The sequence below is a fragment of the Blautia sp. HCN-1074 genome, assembly GCF_037890165.1.
Lineage (GTDB): Bacteria > Bacillota > Clostridia > Lachnospirales > Lachnospiraceae > Blautia_A.
On sequence record NZ_JBBKBP010000022.1, the window covers coordinates 17,276 to 40,614 of the forward strand.

Below are 23,339 nucleotides of genomic sequence, written 5' to 3' on the forward strand. Positions count from 1 at the left end.
CTCCTAGCGGTTATTTAAAGCACTGCTGATGTCTTCAATCATATCTTTTACTGCCTGACGGGATGCATCTGCATAGTTTAATTCACCAAAGGAAGCATATTTCTCCTGTTTGTAAGCTGCGATAATTCCACGGGAAGAGTTAACGATCGCACCAAGTCCATCTTCATTGAAGAAGTGTACAAGGTCTGCACCTTTGCCACCCTGTGCCCCATAGCCAGGTACCAGGATAAATGTTTTCGGCATGATCTTACGGAGTGTTTTTCCCATTTCAGGATAAGTTGCACCTACTACAGCACCTACGTAGCTGTAGCCATTTCCCATATGTTCTTCGCCCCACTGGGCAACTTTCTCACCAACCCACTCATAAAGCGGACGGCCGTCAATGATTCTGTCCTGGAATTCTCCACTGGACGGATTGGATGTTTTTACAAGTACAAAGATACCTTTGTTCTCTTCTTTGCATACGTCGATAAATGGTTTCACACCGTCTGATCCAAGATATGGGTTTACAGTTGCGAAATCTTCGTCAAATCCTGCGATTTTGTTGCTTCCCACCTGAACTTTTCCAAGGTGTCCTACTGCATATGCAGCGGATGTAGATCCAATATCACCACGTTTGATGTCGCCGATAATCACCAGGCCTTTTTCCTTGCAGTAATCAACTGTTCTTTTGTATGCCATTAATCCAGGAATACCAAACTGCTCATACATGGCGATCTGCGGTTTTACAGCCGGAATCAGATCACTGACTGCGTCCACGATTCCTTTATTATACTGCCAGATTGCCTCTGCTGCGCCTTCTAATGTCTCACCCAGTTCAGAAAATGCTTTCTGCTGAATGTGCTGTGGAATATAATTAAGCATTGGATCCAGTCCTACAACGATAGGAGCGTTTGTTTTCTGGATTTTTTCAATAAGTTTGTTGATCATGAGTCTTTCCTCCTGAATATTTATCTCTTGATTTTATGACGTCAGAATCAAAGGGTCTTTTGACCCTGATATCATTTTATACGTTCTGATACACAACTTTTCCATCGCAGATAGTGTAAAGAATCTTTCCTTTTACTTTCCATCCGTCAAATGGAGTGTTGCGTCCTTTGGAAGCAAATTCATTTTTATCTATTTTGTATTCATGGCCGATGTCTGCGATGACAATATCTGCAGGATGGCCTTTCTGGATGGTTCCCCTGTCACTTCCGAGAATCTGCGCCGGATTCCAGCTCATTTTCTCGATCAGCTGTGAAATTGTAAGAATACCGGTTTCTACCAGTGCTGTATAGGATAATGCAAAGCTTGTCTCAATTCCTACGATACCGAAAGCTGCATTTCGGATTGAGCCGGTCTTCTCAGGTACAGCATGTGGTGCATGGTCTGTACTGATTACTTTAAAAGAACCATCTTTCAGCCCCCTGATCAGTGCATCTACATCTTTTTTTGTGCGAAGAGGAGGGTTCATTTTGTAATTTGGATCATCACATTTGATATCATCTGAAGTAAGAATAAAGTGATGTGGGCAAACCTCTGCTGTGATATTATCCAGACCTTCTTCCTTTACAATTTCCATCATTTTGGCAACGCCTTCTGTAGAGCAGTGACAGAGATGAAGCTTTGCACCTGTCTCTCTTGCCAGAAGAATGTCTCTTGCTGCGATCACATCCTCTACTGCATTGCAGATACCTGGCAATCCCAGTCTCTTTGCATTCTCATCATCATTCATGCAACCATCTCCACGCAGGTCAATGTCCTCACAGTGTGCAAAAATCGGAACATTCAATTCCTTAGCTACTTCCATCGCTTCTTTGCAGAGTCTGGTATTCATAACTGACTTTCCATCCTCAGACAGCGCAGGAATTCCTGCTTTTACCATTCCTTCAATATCGGAAAGCTGTTCGCCTTTCTCTCCCTGTGTAATTGCCCCTGCCTGAAGCACATGAATACCGGAAAGCTGTTCTGCTTTATTGTGTACATAATTTACACGGTCCGGATTATCAATAACCGGCGTTGTGTTTGGCATGGCAACAACAGTTGTCACTCCACCTCTCGCAGCAGCGCGGGAACCTGTCTTTATATCCTCTTTCTGTGTCTGTCCAGGATCTCTGAAATGAACATGAAGATCGATCAGGCCTGGCATTACCAGACATCCTTTCGCGTCAATCACTCTGTCATTTTTATCCTTTACTGAAAGTTTCTCACCAATTTCAGTGATCACTCCGTCTTCCAGATAAACATCGCCTTTTTTATCAGTATCGGTGGCTGCATCTACGATACGCCCTCCCCGAATCAGAATACCCATGCAATTCTCTCCCTTCGTTGTGGTACTTTAGATACTTTCTATCATCTATGTTGATTACAAAGCAGTAACTTTCTGATATACATAATACACGAAACCGCTTATTTTATAAAGTCTTTTTTTGCTTCTATGCGGTCTTTTTTGCTTGACATTTCAAAATGCGGGAGATATAATCAATTCATATCTGGATTATTTAATGTATAGTCACTGGTTTTTAGAGATTATATACTGGTATATAATCTGTAAAATCTGGTGATTTTTTTATTGCCAGAAGCTATATAATTTTTTTATTTTTTATGGAGGTAACAACATGAACAAGGGAACTGTAAAATGGTTCAACGCAGAAAAAGGTTACGGATTTATCACTGGTGAAGACGGCGCAGACGTATTTGTACATTTCTCCGCTATCAATGGTGAAGGATTCAAATCCCTTGAAGAAGGCCAGGCTGTAACATACGACTTAACAGAAGGCGCTCGTGGAATGCAGGCTGCAAACGTTACAAAATTATAATTCATAATTTTCAATAACGTGAGAGGATTGAATTCCGCACTTTTAAATACGGATTAAACCTCAAAAAATCCCCGGATGATCCGGGGATTTTTTTTGGCTTTTTTAATTATAAAAACTTGATCTTATTCAGCGTCTGTGCTGTCTGTAGAAGCAGAATCTGTACTTTCTGTCTCTGCGTCATCTGTGGATGCAGTATCGTCTGTTGATTCTTTATCATCAGCGGTTTCTTCTGTATCTGTGGCAGTATCATCTGTAACTGTGTCCTCGCTGTCTGTGTCTTCAGAAGCAGTTGTATCTTCAGCATCTGCATCTGTTGTATCAGCATCTGTGCTGTCTGCATCATCCGTTGTATCTGTTGTCATATTTGAAATGTAATTGTCAAGCGCAGTAGTATCCATTACTGTATTCTGAACCACATTCTCTTTGGCTCCTGTTACTTTGGCATATGCAGAATAGCCAATCCATGCAACGATCACAACACAAATAAATGCCCAGGCAAACATTTCCAGTCCAAAAAGCATTTTTTCTTTCTTGTCTGCTTTGCTATGCTGTCCTTTTCTGGCCTTATAAGCATCGACTTTCTTCTGGCTCATGATATATCTCCTTTGCATCTAATATTTCGTATTTTCTGATTATAGCACACTTTATTGCAAAAGAAAATAGGCAATCTATTATACAGCAACGATCACTCCGCCGTCATTTGCATACATCGAACTTACGCCTGCTGTGTCAAGAACTACGATCTTCGCAAGTTTCATTCTTTCCTCAAAAGCTTCCTTGAGCACCTGTGCTCTTGCAGGACAGTTGCAATGACTGATTGCCAGCACTTTTTCAGCACTGTCCGGAGTTTTTGCTATCACCTGTTCCACCATTTTGATCATGGCACGGTTCATTCCTCTTGCCTGATCCAGCTGACAGATATTTCCATCATCTGTAGATCCCATAACCGGCTTGATCTTTAATGCACTTGCCACTAAAGCTTTCACCTTGCTGAGGCGTCCATTCTTTCTCAATGTATCAAGGTTCTCAAGTACAAAGAATGTATGCTGTCCTTCAATATAGTGTTCTACTGTTGACACCACCTCTTCAAAGCTCATTCCCGCTTCTTCACATTCCTGGATTTTCATTCCAATCAGGCTCTGTCCGATAGATGCGGAACGTGAATTAAATATATGGATTTTTTTATCCGGATGATCCTCCAGAAGAAGATTTCTACCAAGCAATGCACTGTTATAAGATCCACTCAATTCAGAAGATAAAGTTACTGCATAAATATGCTCTGCCTCACAATCATACGCCTTCATATATCTCTCCGGTGACGGGCAGGCTGACTTCGGGCATTCCGGGCAGTCAGCCACTTTCTTAAGAAAAGCCGCCTGGTCAAACGTCTCATCATCTATGATCTGCTCAGCTCCCACCATCAAAGTCAGAGGGACTGATTCAAAATGTTCATCATCTTTCCATTCATCCAAAAGTTCTCCACAACTATCTATGACAATCTTATATCTCAATTATATCGTCCTCTTTTCCATTATATGTAGTATTCAATACCAGATATATATTATCATACTGATTTACATTTGAAAAGGCTTTTTCATAAAAACGCTGTTCTTTTTTTCAAAAGTGATTTATAATAAGAAAACGCTCCTTGCAAAATACAGGGAGCGCTGTTGAATCCACGAAATAAGTATTATAAAAAATGTGTTGTAAAAGAGGTGTTGTATGCTCGCTTTAAGAATTATTGATATAAAAGATTTTATGAATAAGCTCCTGATTGGTGAAGTATTTGATCATTTTTCCTTTATTGAATCATCTATTACAACTTTCAATACTTTCACTATCAACGGCAAACTTCAGCACGATTTCTTTGATACAGATACAAAATCTGCTCTTCTGGAAAAATCCGCCGAATATTCTCTGTGGCATGATGTGAAACCATTCTGTTTCTCTGTTATACGTGGCAAACGCACACCATTGAATTTCAAAATCGTATTTGAGCTTTCTCACGAGCAGGTGCAGTCTTTGTTAAGAAATGAAAGTCTCCCTTCAGACATTCCCGTCCGCAATTTCTATCTGAATATCCAGTATAAAAATCAGGCACTTTTATGTACAACAGGTGTTTCCTACACTTCCTTCAGCCTGGACAAACGTCTGGAACATCTCTGGGATGATTCTCTGGTCACTTTTTTCTCCAGTCATCATATTTCCTGTGAGAAATTATAAGCGGCCTTATTATTTGTTACCTGTTCCTGCTTTAGCAGAACAATACAGATAATACACCAGAATATCTATAAACTCACTGTTAGTCGGTTTATCTGACATTGTACATCCTGCGATTTCCTGCAATGTATCTTTATGGTTCATCCAGCACAAATTTACCAATGTCCTGATATTATGTTCTACATTAGAAGGTGTTGATTTATATTTTCTCGCAATGATCGGGTAAATATCTTTCGTCACCTTAACCGGACGTTCATGTATTCCCTGTGCCATCTCCACAGCATCTGCAACATAATAATATCCCTTATACTTTGACGTTGCACCTAATTTTCTAATAATTCCATACACTTCAGTCATACTTCGTTCCTCCTAACAATCTCCATAGCCTGTATGATCACAGGTCTGGTATCTCTTTTATTTACACACATTTTTTCATAACGTAAATGGAAGATACAGTAATTGTCATTCGGAATTTCCGTTACCCAGTTACCATATATAAAGCATACGGCAACCGTTATACTTCTTATGGATTCGACATGTTATTAAAATATCAGCAATTTAATCATAAAAATTTATAAGACGTTTGTCAATACCAATCGTCAAAAAAGTACTATATTTTGTTTTTTATTTAGTCAATCGGATATTCGCAATCCGCTTTCGCTACTTGCTCATAACCAAATAACTGCTTCGCAGTTTATCAGAAGGGGCTTGTACCCCTTCTGATACAAGCAAGTCCCCACCCACTGCTTATTGCTCTTCGCAATTGAAGCAGGGGACTTACTTGATTTGGTTAAAACAGCATACTTTCACTGTAATTGGAGCAAAAACGAGGCAAAGCAGATTCTATCCACCTTACCTCGTATCTTAACCGAATCAGGCAAGTTTTCTGCGGAGGTTGCGAAGAACAATAAGCTTGTTGTTCGTTATGGGCGCTTAACTCACTATCTGACGGATTATTTTGTTATCATCAGCAGAATCTCATTGCTTCTCTGAACAAATTTTGTCATTTCCTCAGGTGAGAGCTGTTTATGGCTCATCATTGCAAGGTCGTACAGCTGCTCGCAGATTACAGGTGCTTTATCAGATTCCTTATTCTCTGCCAGATATTTAACCAGCGGATGATTTGCATTCAGAACCAATGTTTCCTGTCCGCCAAACATATTCGGATCCATTCCGTACATATTGTACATTTTCATCATATCCTGCATACGGCGGCTTTCTTCAGAAAGAGTCATCATTGCAGATACATTTTCATTCTTCAGATTCTCTACATGTACTTCCAGTTTATCCTTGTGAAGATTCTTACGGAAAAGTTCTGTCAGTGCTTTTACAGTTTCTTCATCTGCTGTGCCTTCACCCTTCATTTCCTCTGTAAGGTCAGCGTCGATTCTCTTGAACTGTACATCCTGATGTTTCTGTTCCAGACTGGAAATAAATGCACTGTCAATGTTGTGTTTCAGGATAACAGCATCCTTTCCTGCCTCTTTGAACATATTAATATACTGGCTCTGCTGAACCTCATCAGTTACATAGAAGATTACGGTCTTCTCAGGCTCTTTCTCCTGTGCATCTTTATTTTCTTCAGATGCAGTATCTTCTTTCTTCTCTTCTGTCTGATTTTCCGGTTCTTCTGTTTCTTTCTTGTTCTCTTCAATGCAATCTTTCAGTGTCAGATATTTGCCGTCAAGATTCTTGAAGAGTACATAATCTCCCATTTTCTCTGCAAATTTAGTATCCTTGATGCAGCCATATTTAATGAATGGGCTGATGTCATCCCAGTATTTTTCATAGGATTCACGGTCTGTTTTGCACATTCCTGTCAGTTTATCTGCTACCTTCTTGGAAATATACTCGGAAATCTTCTGTACAAATCCATCATTCTGCAGTGCACTTCTGGATACGTTCAGCGGCAGATCCGGGCAGTCAATTACACCTTTCAGCAGAAGAAGGAATTCCGGAATTACCTCTTTGATATTATCTGCGATAAATACCTGGTTATTATACAGTTTGATTGTTCCTTCGATAGAATCATACTCTGTATTGATCTTCGGGAAGTACAGGATACCTTTTAAGTTAAACGGATAATCCATATTCAGATGAATCCAGAATAACGGCTCTTTGTAATCCATAAATACTTTACGGTAGAATTCCTTATAATCATCATCTGTACATTCATTCGGATGTTTCATCCAGAGAGGATTGATATCACTGATGGAAACCGGACGTTTGTTGATCTTTACTTTATCCTTTGCAGGGGAAACTTCAACAACTTCCTTCTCACCATTCTCGTTTTCTTTCTCTTCTGTCTTAGCTTCTTCATGAATATGTTCAACAACTACATCATCATCTCTTAATTCAGCTTCATCGATCGTCTCATATTCCTGCGGTGCGTTTGCCTTGGAAAGATAAATGTGAACCGGCATAAAGGAACAATATTTCTCCAGAATCTCACGCATACGATATTCGTTTGCAAATTCCAGACAATCTTCATTCAGGAATAATGTAATCTCTGTACCGATTGTATTCTTGTTGCCTTCCTGAATATCATACTCTGTACCGCCATCACAGGACCAATGTACAGGCTGTGCACCTTCTGTATAGGAAAGTGTATCGATGTGTACTTCATCTGCTACCATAAATGCAGAATAGAAACCAAGTCCGAAATGACCGATCATCTGGTCATCTGTTGTTTTATCTTTGTATTTCTCAAGGAACTGGGTTGCACCTGAAAAAGCAATCTGAGTAATGTATTTCTCAACTTCTTCAGCAGTCATACCGATACCATTATCGATAAATTTCAGCGTCTTTTCATCAGGGTTAACAATTACCTGAATTTCCGGTTTATATCCTTCCGGGAAATTATATTCTCCCATTACTTCCAGTTTTTTCAGTTTTGTAATCGCATCACATCCGTTGGATACCAGCTCTCTTACAAAAATATCATGATCGGAATATAACCATTTCTTAATAATCGGGAAAATATTTTCACTGTTGATTGATAAACTTCCATGTTTTACAGCCATGCTGTCCACACTCCTTTTTTTGTATTTACTGCAACTTTTTATCTGTAGTTGCTTCTCTGAGAGATATAGTAATACCATTTAATCCAAAAGTCAAGAAAAAATTAGCACTCATTTAAAATGAGTGCTAACAGTTTGTTTTGTATTTATTTTTTCTTCTTTTTATAAACCACAACACCTGCGATACATCCTGCCGCAATCACCAGAATGATCACAAACGGCGCGATATTCGTTGTATCTCCTGTCTTTACAGCAGATTTTGCGGTTGCTCCGTTTGGCTGTGGAGTTGGAGTTGCCGTTACTGTCTGTGCCTGAGTAATATTGAAGTTTACCTGTTTAGTATCCTGCTCTCCTGTATTTTCCCACTCTTTTCCATTATACATCTGGCGGTCAAATACAACAGTCAGTGTATAAGTTCCTGCTTTTGTAATTCCAAATGCTGCCGTATACGGTGCACTGCTCCAGCTGTTTGTGTTGATTACTTTCCAGTTATATGGTACATAGCGGACATCTCCTTTTCCAGGACTCTCGTTATCCATACCTGCACCAACTGCAGTGAAAGTAATCTTGGACTGCGTTGTATATCCCTCAAAACTGATTCCTGTGATCTTATTATCTGCCGGATCTGCAATCTTCGCTTTGCGAACAGTCTTAACTGTAAATTTGACATTTACCTTTGCACTGACGTTCTGATCAGTATTAACGGCGATAGCTTCTGTATAAGAACCAGCCTTCAAGCCTTCTTTTGGACGAATCTTAAATGTCGCGCTCTCGCCCGGTGCAAGTTCTGTAGCAGAAAATTTACCAATTTTAAAGTTCTTAGCTGAAGGTGTATTTAAAGTAACATTTGTATTTCCTTCATTTGTCACAGTAACTTTCTGTGCTTCCGGTGCTTCGCCGTATCCGGCTTTTGTATTTCCAAAATCCAATTCTGTCGGATCAACAGATAATTTATAAATTTTTTCCACTTCAGAAACAGTAATCGAAGCATTTACTGTTGTCAGCACTTCTTCCTGTCCATCAGCGTTTGTCTGCATAATCTGGATACTGTCCATATAGTCTCCGGCTGTCAGTCCTGTTACCGGAGTTACTGTAAATTCAGCGCTATCTCCCGGATTCAGTTCTGATGCAGAAAGTTCTCCGATATTAAAATATTCTCCCACCGGCTGTACCAGTGAAACAGTTGTATTTCCTGTATTTGTAAGTGTAACTGTTGTTGAATCAGGAGTATCATACCCCTCTTTCAGATCATCATAATTAACAGAGGCCGGATCTGCCTGAATCTCTGTAATCTGCTGTTGTGCTTCTTTTACTGAAATTTCAGCAGTCACCTGTGCGGTTACTTCTGATTCTTCATTGCTTCCAAATACCAGAGTATCACTGTAATCTCCCTTAGTCAGCCCTGTCTTTGGCTGTACCATGAACATAATGGATTCCCCTTTTGCAAGCTGTGTTCCTGATGCAGCTTCGCTTCCATCCTCATTCAGTACATTAAAGTATTCTGACTGTGGTATTCTCAGTGTAACAGCACTGTCGCCTGTGTTTGTTACTGTTACAGACAAAGTCTCATTTGCCTGTGTATAATTTTCCTCAACATCACTGAAATTCAATGTCCCGGTATTTATATCCAAAGACTGTGCTTCAAGAGATGCGTCTGTATTATCATCTGATGTCTTTGAATCATCCGGTGTTTCAGCCGGTTCTGTGGTGTCAGACGGTTCTTCTTTTGGATCTTCTACCGGTTCCAAATCCTCGTCATCTGCGTCAGATGATTCACCCTCAATCGTAATCTTTGCCTCAAAGGATACCTCTGTTCCCTCTTCTGTCTCGTAAGTGATCACATCATCATAATCTCCGGCTTCCAGTCCTTCTCTTGGCTGTACCCATACATTCACAGATTCACCTGCTGCCAACGGTTCTGTAATATCAGCAACCATAAAATGTTCCGGACTGATTTCCTGAAAATTTAAGGTTTCACTTCCTATATTTGTGATCTGCACATACTGTGCCTCAACATCTCCGAGATCACTCTGTGCTGTTCCAAAATCACAAACCGGATCTTCACTGTCTTCTACAGATGCAACAGCCTCATAAGCTTCTTTGCTGTCTTTTCCCGCAGTGTCTTCTGCGTTTTCATCTGTTTTGTCAGTCTGCACATTTCCATCTTCATCTACCTGAAGCTGTTCTTCTGTATAGATTTTCATCTGAGAATCATCAGTTCCCTCTGAGCTGTCTGTCTCGTTATATGTCTGATCAGACGCATTTTCCTGTGAACCATCCGTCTGCTGTGCACTCTCATTATCGTAGTCAGTCTGTGTTTCATCCAGCTGGCCTTCTGTTTCCTGCACTTCATCATTCTGTGAATTTTCTACATTCTGATTCTCATCTGTCTGTGTTTCATCAGTAGTCTGATTCTCAGAATCCTGATTGTTCTCTGCTTCATCTGTAGTCTCCGCCAGCTGTGCTTCCTCCGTTTCATCCAGATTCTGCTCTGTAAGGGCTTTCGCCTCATCCTCTGTAGCCACTACTTCTAATGTTTTGGCTGTCAGCGTTCCTGTAAGACCACTTCCGTCTATCGGTGTGATATCAAGTTCCAGTTTATATCCCAGATCCTCCTGAGTAATCGTATACGTTTTCTCAGTCCCTATCTGTGTTAATCCCTTCTCTCCTGTCTGTCTTGACCAGGAAAAAGTAAAATCTTCATCTGTCACTCCCTCCGGTGTGACCTTTGAGTAATCCGCGCTCACAGTTACCCCTACTGCTGCAAGCCCTTTAACCTTAAGCTTGCCACCAAGCTCCCCTGACGGAGCTGCCGCAAAAACCATGGATGGAATCAATGAAATAACCATCATCACAGTCATCACGATTGCAAGAAATCTCCTTCTCTCCATCTGTAGTCCTCCTTTTCATTTATAATAGAATTGTGATTTCATTACTGTTCATTGCATCTCCTCAATATATTTCGCAGGATATTTACAATGAGTGGCAATGACATTTCCTTCATTCTCTGCATAAAGCCATTATAACACTGTATTTTAAGAAAATGTAATCTGTATTTTTCTTCCTATAATATCAAAAAGAGCCACTGTAAACTTCATTACAGCAGCTCTAAATTACCTTTTACACCTATGGGTACTTATCCTGCACCATTTACCAACAATAGTTAACGTTCATACCATCATTTCCAAGACAGATACTGTTGTTTTATCCCTCTACGATCAGATATTTTCCATCTGGCAGTGCAAAAACTTCGCTTGCTTCTTCCAACTCTTCATCTGTCATTCCATCCACATCAGCTCCGATCTCTTCCAGATATTCTCTGACCTCTTCGATAGAATCTACTACCTGTGCCATGCAGTCCTCAAGAAAAGCTTCTGCTGCCTCATAAGATTCTGCCACCGGCTGTGGAAAAAGCTGCTCCTGATTTTCCAGAAAAGTATTGATACATTCTTCTGTAAACATTTTAAATTACCTCCTCAATTTCTCCCTTTGCCAAAATCAGCTTCTCAAGGATCGGTTCAACCCGTTCTGTCACATAGGACGCTGCTGCCCGTACCCCCTCCTTGGAATGCGCCATGGCAAAGCCATATTTTACTGCCTTAAGCATCTCTATATCATTATATTCGTCTCCGAATGTCAGACATTCTTCCGGCGAAATATGATATCTCTTCTGATATTCTATAATTCCCTTTGCCTTATTAGTACCAAAAGGGATAAAATCAATCCATTCATTTCCCGACGTAACAACCACACAGTCTTTTCCAAATCTTCCGGTCCAGTATTTTACGGACTCTTCGGTAAGACCACCCGGCTCAAATACAGCCAGCTTCATAATCGGATCTGTCATTTCATCCAGACTTTTTACAAATCTGCACTCATTTTTTACTTCATATAACATATGATCATGGAATTTCTTTGTCTTCGGCATCAGATAATGGTAATCCTTTGCTGAACAGGTAAACTCTGCATCTTTCTTTTCCATGATTGCAGAAATGATCTCATTTGCAAGTTCCCTGTCAAAAGAATCCTGATACAGCACTTCCCCATGATCTACTGCCAAAGCACCATTTTCGGAAATATAAGAAATCTCTGACGCAACAGGTGCAAACAGTTTTCTCATATTCGGGTACTGTCTGCCACTGGCTGCAACAAATATGATTCCCATTTCCTGTAACTGTCTGATCAGTGGAAATATCTCTTCCGGCAAAGATTGTGCTTTATTTAAGAGCAAAGTTCCATCCAGGTCACTGGCAACTAACTTAATCATTTCCATGTTCCTCGCAAATCTTTACTAAGTCAGTCGGTGCTTCGGCAACTATATCTGCGCCATTTTCGTTGAGTTCCTCACGGTCACGGAATCCCCATAATGCACCAACTGTGAACATTCCTGCTGCTTTTCCTGTTTTCATATCTGTGCTGGTATCTCCTACATACATGCACTCTTCTGGTTTTACACCAAATTTCCCCGCAACCATCAGAGGACCGTCCGGAGCAGGTTTTCTGCGGATTGCATCACTCTGTCCGACCACCATGTCAAACTCTTCTCCGAAAAGCTGCGCGATAACTTTTACAGCTGCCGGATGCGGTTTGTTGGAGCAGACTGCCAGCTTCATTCCATGTTTCTTCAGCTCTTTCAATGTCTCCGGCATTCCCTTATAAGGAACTACTTTATACATCGGATCTGCTGCAAACATTTCTCTGTAAAGTCTCTCTCCTTCCTCATAATGAGTAAGCTCCGGGTCCCCGGCATCTTTAAGTGCACGGCGGATCAGCATGCTTGCACCTTCTCCGCTGTAATATCTGAAATTATCCACCGGAAGTGTCTTTAAACCAAATTTTTCCATGATAACGTTTGTGACATATGCCATGGATTCCAGTGTATCAGCTAACGTTCCATCCAAATCAAATATACATGCCTTAATCATCTTTTGTCATCCTCTCAAGTCAATTCCTGATTTCTTCATTTCATAAAATAATCTGGCGGCCGGAAGCCCTACCACATTATTGTAGTCTCCATTAATTCCTTTTACATATATTCCGAAAAACCCCTGAATCCCGTAACTTCCCGCTTTATCCATAGGCTCTCCTGTCGCAACATATTCTCTGATTTCTTCATCTGAAACCGGATAAAATGTCACATCTGTACTCTCATAAAAGGCATGTTCCTGCCATTGCCCATTCTTTTTCTCCAATACAGAAACGCCAGTGTATACCTGATGGGTGTTCCCCTGCAGTTTCTTCAGAGTATCTGCTGCGTCTTCCTGATCGTGTGGTTTTCCAAGAATCATATTCTGAAACACTACCACTGTATCAGAACCGATAATTACAGTTCCCTCTTCGGCATCCTCTACTGTCGCTTTAACAGAAACCGCCTTATCTCTTGCCAGCTGCGCAACTGCCTCTTTCGGGTCATCAGAAGTCCGATTCTCGTCTCCTGATGCGGGTATCACTTCAAATTTCACGCCTGCTCTCTCCAGCAGTTCTCTTCGTCTGGGTGAAGCAGATGCTAAGATAATTCTTCTCATATATAAACCTCTTCTGTTACTGTTCGAACGCCGTTATTCTGTAAAGTGTTTTTATCAGCGCCCCTCTTCTTTCGTGTCATAGTATACCTTGTATCTTTTTGCTATGCAACTGCTTTCAGAAAAAGTTTTGCTTTTCTTTTTATGCAAAACGTATTAAAATATGAATAACCAATCACTAATCTGTTTCATATTCGCAGAAATAGGAGAATATCAGAAAGGAGTTTATGATTATCATGGCTAAAATTAATAAATACTGGGGATTTGTTGCAGTCGGCGCTCTTACCGCAGCTGCTGCCGGTGTCGTTGCCGCTATTATCGCAAAGAAAGGATCCTGCAAAGAGGATTTTGATTTTGAAGATGACTTTGATGATTTTGATCTGACAGACGAAGAAGAGAAAACTGAGGAAAAAGCTGACGAAGAAGCTGAAACTGCAGAAGATTTCCAGTCCTGGGAACATACAGGTGAGCAGGCAGAGAATGACAGTGCTGAAGACAAAGCTGACGAAGTAGCAGCTGAATCTGATTCAGAAAATTCAGAAGAAGCTCCTGAAGCAGCCACAGAAGTTGAAATCAAAGATGCTGAGGAAGAAGATGCCGACGATCCAAAAGACTTCGAAGAAGCTATTGAGGCAGCAGCTGAATCTGAGGAATGAATCAACTTGTCGGCACACTAGTACAGCGTAATTATACTATATGTTGCAAACAGCCAGACGAATAATCGCCTGGCTGTTTCTTTATTTTTTATTGCATTATGCTTTCGGCAGTTTAAATGAGCTCTTAAGAGATACGATACGGTTAAATACCGGTGCTCCCTCCTTAGAGTCATGGATATCTGCGCAGAAGAATCCTGTTCTTACAAACTGGAAGCTGTCATAGCCTTTTGCTTCCATCAGTGCAGGCTCTACATAAGCAGTAACTTTAGTCAGAGAATTCGGATTTACGTTCAGTGAACCGTCTTCCTTGTTGTACACACCTTTTTCCTCATCTACGATATTCTCATAGAGACGAACTTCTGCTTTGCCAGCCTGGCTTGCTTCTACCCAGTGAATTGTTCCTTTTACCTTTCTGCCATCCGGTGCGTTTCCACCCTTTGTTTCCGGATCATAAGTACAATGTACTACGCGTACTGTACCATCTTCGTCTGCTTCGTATCCTGTACATGTTACAAAATATGCATTCATAAGACGAACCTCTGTGCCAGGGAACATTCTCTTATATTTCTTAGGCGGATCTACCATGAAATCCTCTCTCTCAATATAAAGTTCTCTGCCAAATGGCATCTTACGTGTTCCAAGTTCTTCGTTCTCCATATTATTCGGAGCTTCCAGATACTCAATTTCACCTTCCGGATAGTTATCGATCACAAGTTTGATCGGATCAATGATTGCCATCAGACGCGGACGTTTCAGTTTCAGGTCCTCGCGGATACAGTACTCAAGCATTGCGTAATCAACAGAGCTGTTTGCCTTGGATACACCACAAAGTTCAACAAACATCTTGATAGATTCCGGTGTGAAGCCACGACGGCGCAGTGCTGCGATGGAAACCAGACGCGGATCATCCCATCCGTCTACAATTCCTTCTTCTACAAGTTTCTTGATATAACGTTTACCTGTGACAACATTTGTCAGGTAAAGTTTTGCAAATTCAATCTGTTTCGGAGGCTGCGGATATTCCAGTTCTCTTACAACCCAGTCATACAGCGGTCTGTGGTCCTCGAATTCCAGTGTACAGATGGAATGTGTGATTCCCTCGATTGCATCTTCGATCGGATGAGCGAAGTCATACATCGGATAGATGCACCATTTATCGCCTGTTCTGTGGTGTGTCATATGAGCAACACGATAAATAACCGGGTCTCGCATATTCATGTTCGGAGATGCCATATCAATCTTAGCGCGGAGTACTTTCTCTCCGTCTGCATATTTACCCTCTTTCATCTCCTCGAAAAGCTGAAGATTCTCTTCAACAGTTCTGTTTCTGTATGGGCTCTCTTTACCTGGCTCTGTAAGTGTTCCGCGGTATTCACGGATCTGATCTGCTGTCAGGTCACATACGTATGCTTTTCCTTTCTGGATCAGCTTTACAGCAGCTTCATACATCTGGTCAAAATAGTCAGATGCAAAGAAAAGTCTGTCTTCCCAGTCAGCACCCAGCCATTTGATATCAGCTTTAATAGATTCTACAAATTCGCTTTTCTCTTTTGTAGGGTTTGTATCATCAAAACGCATGTTGAATTTGCCGTTATACTCCTGAGCAAGGCCATAGTTTAAAAGAATAGATTTCGCATGACCGATATGAAGATATCCATTCGGTTCCGGTGGGAAACGTGTATGCACGGTGTCATAAACACCCTCTGCTAAATCTTTATCAATAATATTCTCAATAAAATTCTTGGAAACTGTTTCGTTCTCCATCTTTTTCCCTCCTGTTTTCGTATTTTATACATGTTTCATGTCACTGCATTATCTGCCCGTACCCACAAAACCAGTATATCCGTTATTTTCAGTTATAATATAAGTACATTTTATTAACTATATTGATTTTCCTTCTATTAAGCACAAACGAATGAATTTATATTATCATTGGAAATTCCATCTGTCAACTGTTTCCACAATGGTGGCAAGCCTTATTTTATGCACTATTGAGGCTGATACTGACATCTGTTTTGCCATTTTAAGTTTCCGGTTTTCTTGACGAAATCTGTGTTAACACTTATAATTATCTCAATATATACGATTATACCAATATATTCAGGAGGTGCAGCAACATGAGTAACGCATTGCCAATCGAAGATTTAAGCAAAACTTACCTCGAACATTCTATGGTAATTAACAACTTCGTTATTAAAATTGGAAGCCAGATTAAAGATAGTCTTTGTCGTGTTTTTGGTGACGGTGTTCAGTACGAATGGCGTGAAAATGACGACAAAGTAATCATTCCTGATGTATCAATCATCTGCAACCTGAGAGATCGTAAAAACATTTCTTTTACCGGCATTCCTCGCTTTGTAATGGAGGTTTTATCCAATGCCACTGAAGAATATGACCGCCACGAAAAAATGGATATTTACTGTAAAGTCGGTGTTTCTGAGTACTGGATTGTTGACTGGAGAAAAAAATCTGTAGAAATTTATCTTTTTGACTTTAAAGAAGATGGTACTGGTTATCCGTATCTTTATAAAACAGTTACCGCGCAGAATAAAGAAGATTTGCAACTGGTTATGTTTCCAAATTTGAAGATAACTTTTGATGAGCTATTTGATATTGGGGAATATTAACATTGTCAATGGGGCTGCTGTCCGATTGTTATCGTTGAATATTCTATCTGAATCCATTATAATATAGCCCAAAAGGAGCGTGATCGTATGGCTTTATCTAAAGAAGAATCTTATACCATTGAAGATATCTATGCTCTGCCAGACGGAGAAAGAGCCGAGCTTATTGACGGGCATATCTATTACATGGCACCGCCAACCTATAAACACCAGAAAATTGTTATGGAACTCTCCGCTTCTATCCGTAATTATATAAAACAACACAAGGGATCTTGTGAAGTGATTCCTGCACCATTCGCAGTACATCTTGACGAAGCAAGTAATACCTACGTAGAACCGGATATTTCTGTAATCTGTGATAAAAATAAGCTTGATGATAACGGTTGTAATAATCTTCAGCATCTTAATGGATGTACACTGGTAGAATGCTTTTGCTCCGATTCTTCTTATACTTGATGGTAATTCTCTCAGAAATCAATCTCTGTTTCCAGAGGAACACGGGTCTTCGACACTTGTGAGGCAGATAAATAGCAATAGTCACGGGTGCAGATTATTAAAGAGAATAAACCTATCAACTGAGCCATTTTGGGAAATAAGGAATAAACCAACGGGATAGTGATAGTTTACGTTACTGTTCACTCCGTTCTCAGTAACGTAGCCAAAATTCATTCCAGATTGCCTGCGGCAATGGAATTTTGGCTTGTATGTCTCGGGATTTTGGCATATTTATGCCAAAACACCTCGCGGGATAGTGGTGGTGTGTGAACAGTAACTATTTTACTCTTTTTTATTTTTTCAGACTCATCTGCATATTGATTTCATGATCTGCATATGCTATAATGCCAGTAGGCAAAAGGTATTAAAGTGTTTATAACAAAAAGAATGAAAGCCCTTGAAGTTGCAGCTTCTTGGGCTTTCTTCTTATTGTTAGGGCAAGGCCCTGTAATTATTGGGTTTGACGGGTGTTTTTTGTTAATTTACCTGCAAAAGTCAGGTTTTGATTACTTTTGAGGTACCGAGGTTCAAGAAATCCTTTATTTTCAAGCATTAAAAAAAGCTGATGACGGGAATTGAACCCGTGACCCCTTCCTTACCAAGGAAGTGCTCTACCTCTGAGCCACATCAGCATCGTGTCGGATTTACCGCTCACATTTGGATATGTTACCAGAACTTAACCGTATTGTCAATCCCTATTTTTTAACTTTTTTATTTTTATAAAAATTACCTTCGGTTAAAATTCTGTATTTTTTATTTACGGAGCTGTTCCAGTTGTTCTTTTATTTTGGTGCGGATTCTGCGGAGTGCGTTGTCTATAGATTTTGGTGTTTTTCCCATAAGTTCGGCAATCTCTCCGTAGCCGTTTCCTGCCAGATAGTATTCCAGTACCTGATTCTCCATTGGGCTTAATGTGGTAGTGATCTCTTGTTCCAGATTCTCAACGTTTTCCTGGTCGATGATGATCGATTCCGGATTTTCTACCCAGGTATCACCAAGATGTTCTTCGTTCTCTCCGCCCTGCTCACTGAGAGAGACATATGAGTTAAGCGGCTGATGTTTCTGCCTGTTAGAACTCTGGATTGCATTGTAAATCTGTCTGTCCACGCATATGCTCGCAAAAGTCTGAAATGTGGCATCTTTGTCCGGCTGGTAGTCGCGGACTGCCTTAAACAGTCCGATCATACCTTCCTGTATCAGATCATCATTCTCCCCGCCTATCAGGAACATGGTCCTTGCTTTCTTGCGGACCATGTTCTTGTATTTTTCCATAAGATAGTCGAGAATCTCTGACTCTCCGTTTTTAAAGCGAAAGATTAATTCTTCATCCTTGATTCCGTCATACTGTTTCATCAATTTAAACCTTCCGTTTTCCATAAATCTTGCTATTAACTGAAACAATTCTATTCTGCTGCACAACCAATACGCTATTTACACCAAAACAGATTAACCACATAACCCTCTAATAACTAATGTAAATATGGCACTTATTTCTTCTGCATTCTCTGACGTACGATCTCATAGCCGAGTACGCCTGCTGCTACTGATGCATTCAAGGAATCAATATCCCCCTTCATCGGAATAGATGCTACAAAATCACATTTCTCGCGAATCAGTCTGCTTACTCCCTCACCTTCGTTACCGATCACAACTCCGATCGGACCTGTAAGATTCAGGTTATACATAGTTTCTCCACCCATATCTGCGCATACAAACCACACACCCTGCTCTTTCAGCTCATCAATGGTATGTCCCAGATTTGTCACTTTTGCAACAGGTGTATAGTTTAATGCACCTGCTGAAGTCTTGGCAACTGTAGAGGTCAGTCCTACTGCACGTCTCTTCGGAATGATCACGCCATGTGCTCCTGCCAGGTTTGCAGTACGGATGATTGCACCGAGATTATGAGGATCTTCAATATTATCCAGAATAAAGATAAATGGATCTTCCCCTTTTTCCTTTGCTTTTGCAAGGATATCTTCTACGCTTGCATATTCATAAGCAGCTACCTGGGCGATTACGCCTTGATGTGCACCTGTCTCACTTAACTGATCCAGACGCTCTTTTGCCACATAATTGATAATCGTATCTTTTTTTCTCGCCTCTCTGGCAATAGTGCGGACTGGTCCATCCTGGCATCCATCCAGGATAAACAGCTTATCTACACATTTACCGGAACGAAAAGCTTCCAGGACTGCATTGCGTCCTTCTATCTGTTCACTCATATCTGATCCTCTCCGATTCCAGCACGGACCAATTCTATGATCCTGCCAAAATCATCTTTTAAATATAAATATCCCATCAGAGCTTCAAACCCGGTTGCTCTGCGATAATCTGCCATTGTTGCGTGCTTTGCCATTGTCGGGGAGTGCGCATTTCTGCCTCTTTTATAAACGCTGTGCTCCTCTTGCGTAAGCATTGGTTCGATCACTTCCATCATAGAAGACTGTGTGCCTGCTTTAACCAGACTGCTTGCCTTTCTGTGCAGCTGATTTACCGGACAGTTTCCTTTTTTCACAAGAATCGTGCGGATCACCAGTTCGTAAACACCGTCTCCGATATAAGCTAAAGTCAAGGGTGAGTAAGACCTCATATCATTATCTTTCAGATGAAATACCTGATGAAGCAATCCTTTTAAACCAGCAATATCATGCTTATCAAACTCATTTATTTCTGCCATACCGTTTAAGCTCGTTTCCATTTTACTCCCTCACGGGTATCTTTAAGGATAATTCCCTTAGCCAGAAGCTCATCTCTGATCTCATCTGCTCTCGCAAAGTTCTTTGCTTTTCTTGCTTCCTGGCGTTCTGCAATCAGGTCTTCGATTTCTTTATCAAGAATTTCTTCTTTCTTCTCTGCTTTCAGACCAAGTACATCGCATAATTTTACCATTGTATCAAGCAGTACTCCGGCGAATTCTGAGGAGCTTTCTTCGGATACATTTGTATTGGCAAATTTAACCAGTTCAAAGATTGCAGCCAGTGCGTCCGCAGTGTTGAAGTCATCATCCATTGCTTCTTCGAATTTCTTAACAAACTCCTGAGACTGTGCAAGGAGTTCTTTCTCTGCATCTGTCGCAGCCTCTGTCTGTGCTGCTGCTTTTCTGTCTTTTAAGTTTGCAGCTGCATCTGTGATACGCTCTAACGCATTCTTTGCAGCTTCCATCAGATCTGCGCTGAAGTTCAGCGGGCTTCTGTAATGTGCATTCAGCATGAAGAAACGAAGTACCTGAAGATCATACTGCTCGCTGATCTCACGTACAGTACGGAAGTTTCCAAGAGACTTGGACATTTTTCTGTTATCAATGTTTAAGAATGCATTGTGCATCCAGTATTTTGCAAAAATCTTATCGTTGCAGCATTCACTCTGTGCAATTTCATTTTCATGATGTGGGAAGATCAGGTCCTCACCGCCTGCATGAATATCAATCTCATCTCCGAGATATTTCTTTGCCATAACAGAGCATTCAATATGCCAGCCAGGACGTCCATCACACCATGGGGATGGCCAGGATGGCTCTCCCTCTTTTTTCGGTTTCCAGAGAACGAAATCCAGCGGATCTTCTTTCTGGTCTTCTCCTGATACCTGCAGAGAGCGGAAACCAGACTGCAGATCATCCAGATTTTTGTGAGAAAGTTTTCCGTATTCTTTGAATTTCTTAACTCTGAAATAAACAGTACCGTCTGCTGCCGGATATGCATATCCTTTATCAACCAGAGTCTGGATCATGCTGATCATTCCACCGATTTCCTGCGTTGCCTGTGGATTTGTAGTAGCAGGTTTTACATTCATGCCATCCATATCTTTCCTGCACTCTGAAATATAACGTTCAGAAATCTCCTGAGCACTTACGCCTTCCTCGATTGCTTTCTTGATGATCTTATCATCTACGTCTGTAAAGTTAGAAACAAAGTTTACTTCATATCCCTTGTACTCCATGTAACGGCGTACAGTATCGAAGATGATCATTGGACGGGCATTTCCGATATGGATCAGATTGTAAACAGTCGGACCGCAGACATACATGCGAACCTTTCCCTCTTCAAGAGGTACAAATTCTTCTTTTCTGCGTGTCAGTGTATTAAAAAGTTTCATTCTCTATTCCTCCAGTTTTCCCTATGTTTTATCATTCTATAGAGTTTTTGTTACTGTTCCGTAACACGCTTCGCGGAATAGTGGCGTGTGTACAGTAACGATTTTTTATAAAATCTTATTATATGAATTACCAATTACTTTACTTCATTAAGAAGACATATTGCCTGAGATGCAATTCCTTCTTCTCTTCCTGTAAATCCCAGTTTCTCTTCTGTAGTAGCCTTAATATTCAGCTGAGACTCATCAATTCCCATTGCTTTCGCCATATTTGCCCTCATCTGTGGAATATGAGGTGCCATTTTCGGTTTCTGCGCAATGATCGTTGCATCTATATTTCCAATCTCATAATGATGTTCTTTCAATAGCTTCGTTACGTGTTCCAGCAGCAGAATACTGGAAATTCCTTTATATGCAGGATCTGTATCCGGAAAATGTTTTCCGATGTCTCCCAGCGCAGCTGCTCCTAAAAGTGCATCCATCACCGCATGGATCAGCACATCGGCATCTGAATGTCCCAGAAGACCTTTCTCCCAGTCAATCTTTACTCCTCCAAGGATCAAATCTCTGTTTTCGGTTAGTCTGTGTACATCATATCCCATTCCAATGCGCATAATCATTCTCCTTTGATTTCCAGCATTTTGCTGAGTCTTAATAAGCTTAATCGTCTTCTTGTATAAGGTGCAAGTCTGAGACTTGGTAAAACAGCTGCTTCATCAAGTCCGATATCATAAACCGTCTTTGCACATCCAGCCTTCTCCAGCATGTGGAACATATCCTGTTCGCTCGGAAGCTCATCTATGATCTCCGCGATTCCACCCAGGCAATTCTCCAGATGCTCCGGTGAAATGGATTTCAGAAGTTCCGGTTCATTTTCTTTCTTTATCTCTTCCAGAAATCCTTTACTTCCAAAGGTTTCCTCCAGAAGTTTCTCGTCTTCATTCTCATACGGTTTTGCGTGACATCGTCCCTGTGTGATAGCTGTGGCAATGCGCTTGTACTCCTCCAGTACAAGAAGTGTTGCTACAGAGACTTTCTCCCCATGAAGTGCATCCAGCGGGCCATTGATCACTTCCATATCCCACAGATGTGTCACCTGGTGCTCTGCACAGGATGCCGGTCTTGAATTCCCGATCATCTGCATCGCAAGCCCGGAAAGGATCAATGCATACATCAGCTGTTCACATTCATCTTCCTCACCCTCTGCAATATCCTGTATGGAAGATCTGACCGTCTTTAAGGCTTTTTCTTCCAGTCTTACAGTTTCCCGGCAAAAATATTCTCCGGTAACCAAATTTGCGATTTTCCAGTCTGCAAGACAGATATATTTTCCCATCAGATCTGAAATTCCCGCATCTGTAAGACGCCGGGGAGCTTTTGAAAAAATATCTGTATCTGCATATACACAGATAGGCGCAATTGACGGTACTGTTTTCTTCACGCCGTCCAGGTTCATGGCAGCCACTGTTGTTACAAATCCATCTCCACTTGCTGCGGTAGGCACTGAAATGAAAGGTACTTTGTATTTGTGTGCAACATAGCGGCTGATGTCGTGAATCGTTCCTGCCCCTACTGCGAGGATCAGGTCAATATCTTCCTCCATGTTGTTCTCCACAATTCTTATCGCTTTCCGGTCAGCCAAAAGCCCCTCTGCGTCCAGAACTAATACCTGGCATCTGTCATAGATATCCTCCATGATTTCTTCTGTTGCCGCATAGGTATTGGTGTCGCAGATAACCAACGGAGATATATATTCTTTCAGCATCCCCTCTGACATCTCTTCTTCAAGCTTCTCTACTGCTCCGGCTTCTATCAAAATCTCTTTCACTGCAATCTGGTGTTCCCTGCCGCAGCTGCAAGGTCGGGCAAAATCGTCCGCATCAACTCGCATTTAAATTCTTCCTCCTGA

General features: G+C 41.0%; 22 protein-coding genes, 1 tRNA gene and 1 pseudogene. 5 read left to right on the forward strand and 19 right to left on the reverse strand.

What is annotated here, in order from left to right:
* Positions 1–3 precede the first annotated feature (3 nt).
* Together pyrF and WKT11_RS15630 are read right to left on the reverse strand one after the other, a co-directional pair.
* Positions 4–930, reverse strand: a complete 927-nt coding sequence (gene pyrF, locus WKT11_RS15625) for an orotidine-5'-phosphate decarboxylase (RefSeq protein ID WP_117676482.1) — start codon at positions 928–930, stop codon at positions 4–6.
* Positions 931–1,006: 76 nt separating this feature from the next.
* The gene (locus WKT11_RS15630; RefSeq protein ID WP_117676483.1) at positions 1,007–2,293 is read right to left on the reverse strand and encodes a dihydroorotase; all 1,287 of its coding nucleotides are present in this window, start codon (positions 2,291–2,293) and stop codon (positions 1,007–1,009) included.
* 307 nt (positions 2,294–2,600) lie between these two features.
* On the opposite strand from WKT11_RS15630, the gene WKT11_RS15635 reads away from it, so the two are divergent.
* Entirely contained in the window at positions 2,601–2,801 is a 201-nt protein-coding gene (locus tag WKT11_RS15635) for a cold-shock protein (RefSeq protein WP_008705499.1), read from the forward strand.
* Between the two features lie 122 nt (positions 2,802–2,923).
* On the opposite strand, the gene WKT11_RS15640 is transcribed toward WKT11_RS15635, so the two are convergent.
* The gene (locus WKT11_RS15640; protein ID WP_181977704.1) at positions 2,924–3,394 is read right to left on the reverse strand and encodes a hypothetical protein; all 471 of its coding nucleotides are present in this window, start codon (positions 3,392–3,394) and stop codon (positions 2,924–2,926) included.
* A gap of 78 nt (positions 3,395–3,472) precedes the next feature.
* Positions 3,473–4,312: a DegV family protein gene (locus WKT11_RS15645; protein WP_117676485.1), complete on the reverse strand. Its 840-nt coding sequence runs from the start codon at positions 4,310–4,312 to the stop codon at positions 3,473–3,475.
* Between the two features lie 211 nt (positions 4,313–4,523).
* On the opposite strand from WKT11_RS15645, the gene WKT11_RS15650 reads away from it, so the two are divergent.
* Entirely contained in the window at positions 4,524–5,024 is a 501-nt protein-coding gene (locus WKT11_RS15650) for a DUF5721 family protein (protein ID WP_117676486.1), read from the forward strand.
* Positions 5,025–5,033: 9 nt separating this feature from the next.
* On the opposite strand, the gene WKT11_RS15655 is transcribed toward WKT11_RS15650, so the two are convergent.
* From WKT11_RS15655 to WKT11_RS15685, 7 genes are all read right to left on the reverse strand, one after another.
* Positions 5,034–5,378, reverse strand: a complete 345-nt coding sequence (locus tag WKT11_RS15655) for a sporulation initiation factor Spo0A C-terminal domain-containing protein (protein WP_117676487.1) — start codon at positions 5,376–5,378, stop codon at positions 5,034–5,036.
* A 596-nt stretch (positions 5,379–5,974) separates the two neighbouring features.
* Positions 5,975–8,044, reverse strand: a complete 2,070-nt coding sequence (htpG, locus tag WKT11_RS15660) for a molecular chaperone HtpG (protein ID WP_118410981.1) — start codon at positions 8,042–8,044, stop codon at positions 5,975–5,977.
* Positions 8,045–8,187: 143 nt separating this feature from the next.
* Complete coding sequence (locus tag WKT11_RS15665) at positions 8,188–10,932, reverse strand: Ig-like domain-containing protein (RefSeq protein WP_340285193.1); 2,745 nt, start codon at positions 10,930–10,932, stop codon at positions 8,188–8,190.
* Between the two features lie 313 nt (positions 10,933–11,245).
* Positions 11,246–11,503, reverse strand: coding sequence for a glyoxalase (locus WKT11_RS15670; RefSeq protein ID WP_117844711.1), 258 nt, complete (start codon positions 11,501–11,503; stop codon positions 11,246–11,248).
* Position 11,504: 1 nt separating this feature from the next.
* The gene (locus WKT11_RS15675) at positions 11,505–12,314 is read right to left on the reverse strand and encodes an HAD family hydrolase (RefSeq protein ID WP_340285194.1); all 810 of its coding nucleotides are present in this window, start codon (positions 12,312–12,314) and stop codon (positions 11,505–11,507) included.
* Positions 12,301–12,966, reverse strand: a complete 666-nt coding sequence (locus WKT11_RS15680; RefSeq protein ID WP_117676491.1) for an HAD family hydrolase — start codon at positions 12,964–12,966, stop codon at positions 12,301–12,303. The genes WKT11_RS15675 and WKT11_RS15680 overlap by 14 nt, the downstream gene beginning before the upstream one ends.
* A gap of 6 nt (positions 12,967–12,972) precedes the next feature.
* Complete coding sequence (locus tag WKT11_RS15685; RefSeq protein ID WP_117676492.1) at positions 12,973–13,566, reverse strand: Maf family protein; 594 nt, start codon at positions 13,564–13,566, stop codon at positions 12,973–12,975.
* A 233-nt stretch (positions 13,567–13,799) separates the two neighbouring features.
* Between WKT11_RS15685 and WKT11_RS15690 the strand changes: the two genes are divergently transcribed.
* Positions 13,800–14,219 carry a hypothetical protein gene (locus WKT11_RS15690; protein WP_118411019.1) on the forward strand — a complete coding sequence of 140 codons (420 nt, stop codon included), beginning with the start codon at positions 13,800–13,802 and terminating at the stop codon, positions 14,217–14,219.
* Positions 14,220–14,315: 96 nt separating this feature from the next.
* Here WKT11_RS15690 and WKT11_RS15695 read toward each other — a convergent pair whose 3' ends face one another.
* Positions 14,316–15,983 (reverse strand): glutamine--tRNA ligase/YqeY domain fusion protein, encoded by a 1,668-nt coding sequence (locus WKT11_RS15695; RefSeq protein ID WP_118410982.1) that lies wholly within the window; start codon positions 15,981–15,983, stop codon positions 14,316–14,318.
* A 353-nt stretch (positions 15,984–16,336) separates the two neighbouring features.
* Between WKT11_RS15695 and WKT11_RS15700 the strand changes: the two genes are divergently transcribed.
* Together WKT11_RS15700 and WKT11_RS15705 are read left to right on the forward strand one after the other, a co-directional pair.
* Positions 16,337–16,846, forward strand: coding sequence for a Uma2 family endonuclease (locus WKT11_RS15700; protein ID WP_117676494.1), 510 nt, complete (start codon positions 16,337–16,339; stop codon positions 16,844–16,846).
* A gap of 87 nt (positions 16,847–16,933) precedes the next feature.
* Positions 16,934–17,233 (forward strand): annotated as a pseudogene (locus tag WKT11_RS15705) (Uma2 family endonuclease); the annotation flags it as partial.
* 665 nt (positions 17,234–17,898) lie between these two features.
* On the opposite strand, the gene WKT11_RS15710 reads toward WKT11_RS15705, so the two are convergent.
* From WKT11_RS15710 to WKT11_RS15740, 7 genes are all read right to left on the reverse strand, one after another.
* Positions 17,899–17,970, reverse strand: a tRNA-Thr gene (locus WKT11_RS15710).
* Between the two features lie 121 nt (positions 17,971–18,091).
* Positions 18,092–18,691, reverse strand: coding sequence for an RNA polymerase sporulation sigma factor SigH (sigH, locus tag WKT11_RS15715; RefSeq protein WP_117676497.1), 600 nt, complete (start codon positions 18,689–18,691; stop codon positions 18,092–18,094).
* Between the two features lie 134 nt (positions 18,692–18,825).
* Positions 18,826–19,563, reverse strand: coding sequence for a 23S rRNA (guanosine(2251)-2'-O)-methyltransferase RlmB (gene rlmB / locus WKT11_RS15720; RefSeq protein WP_117676498.1), 738 nt, complete (start codon positions 19,561–19,563; stop codon positions 18,826–18,828).
* A complete protein-coding gene (locus tag WKT11_RS15725) occupies positions 19,560–20,039 on the reverse strand; it encodes a Mini-ribonuclease 3 (RefSeq protein WP_117676499.1) in 480 nt (159 codons plus the stop codon). Before WKT11_RS15725 ends, rlmB begins: the two co-directional genes overlap by 4 nt.
* A complete protein-coding gene (cysS, locus tag WKT11_RS15730; RefSeq protein ID WP_117844715.1) occupies positions 20,024–21,433 on the reverse strand; it encodes a cysteine--tRNA ligase in 1,410 nt (469 codons plus the stop codon). Before cysS ends, WKT11_RS15725 begins: the two co-directional genes overlap by 16 nt.
* Positions 21,434–21,567: 134 nt before the next feature.
* Positions 21,568–22,044 carry a 2-C-methyl-D-erythritol 2,4-cyclodiphosphate synthase gene (ispF, locus tag WKT11_RS15735; RefSeq protein WP_117676501.1) on the reverse strand — a complete coding sequence of 159 codons (477 nt, stop codon included), beginning with the start codon at positions 22,042–22,044 and terminating at the stop codon, positions 21,568–21,570.
* Between the two features lie 2 nt (positions 22,045–22,046).
* A complete protein-coding gene (locus WKT11_RS15740; RefSeq protein WP_117676502.1) occupies positions 22,047–23,321 on the reverse strand; it encodes a sn-glycerol-1-phosphate dehydrogenase in 1,275 nt (424 codons plus the stop codon).
* Positions 23,322–23,339 lie beyond the last annotated feature (18 nt).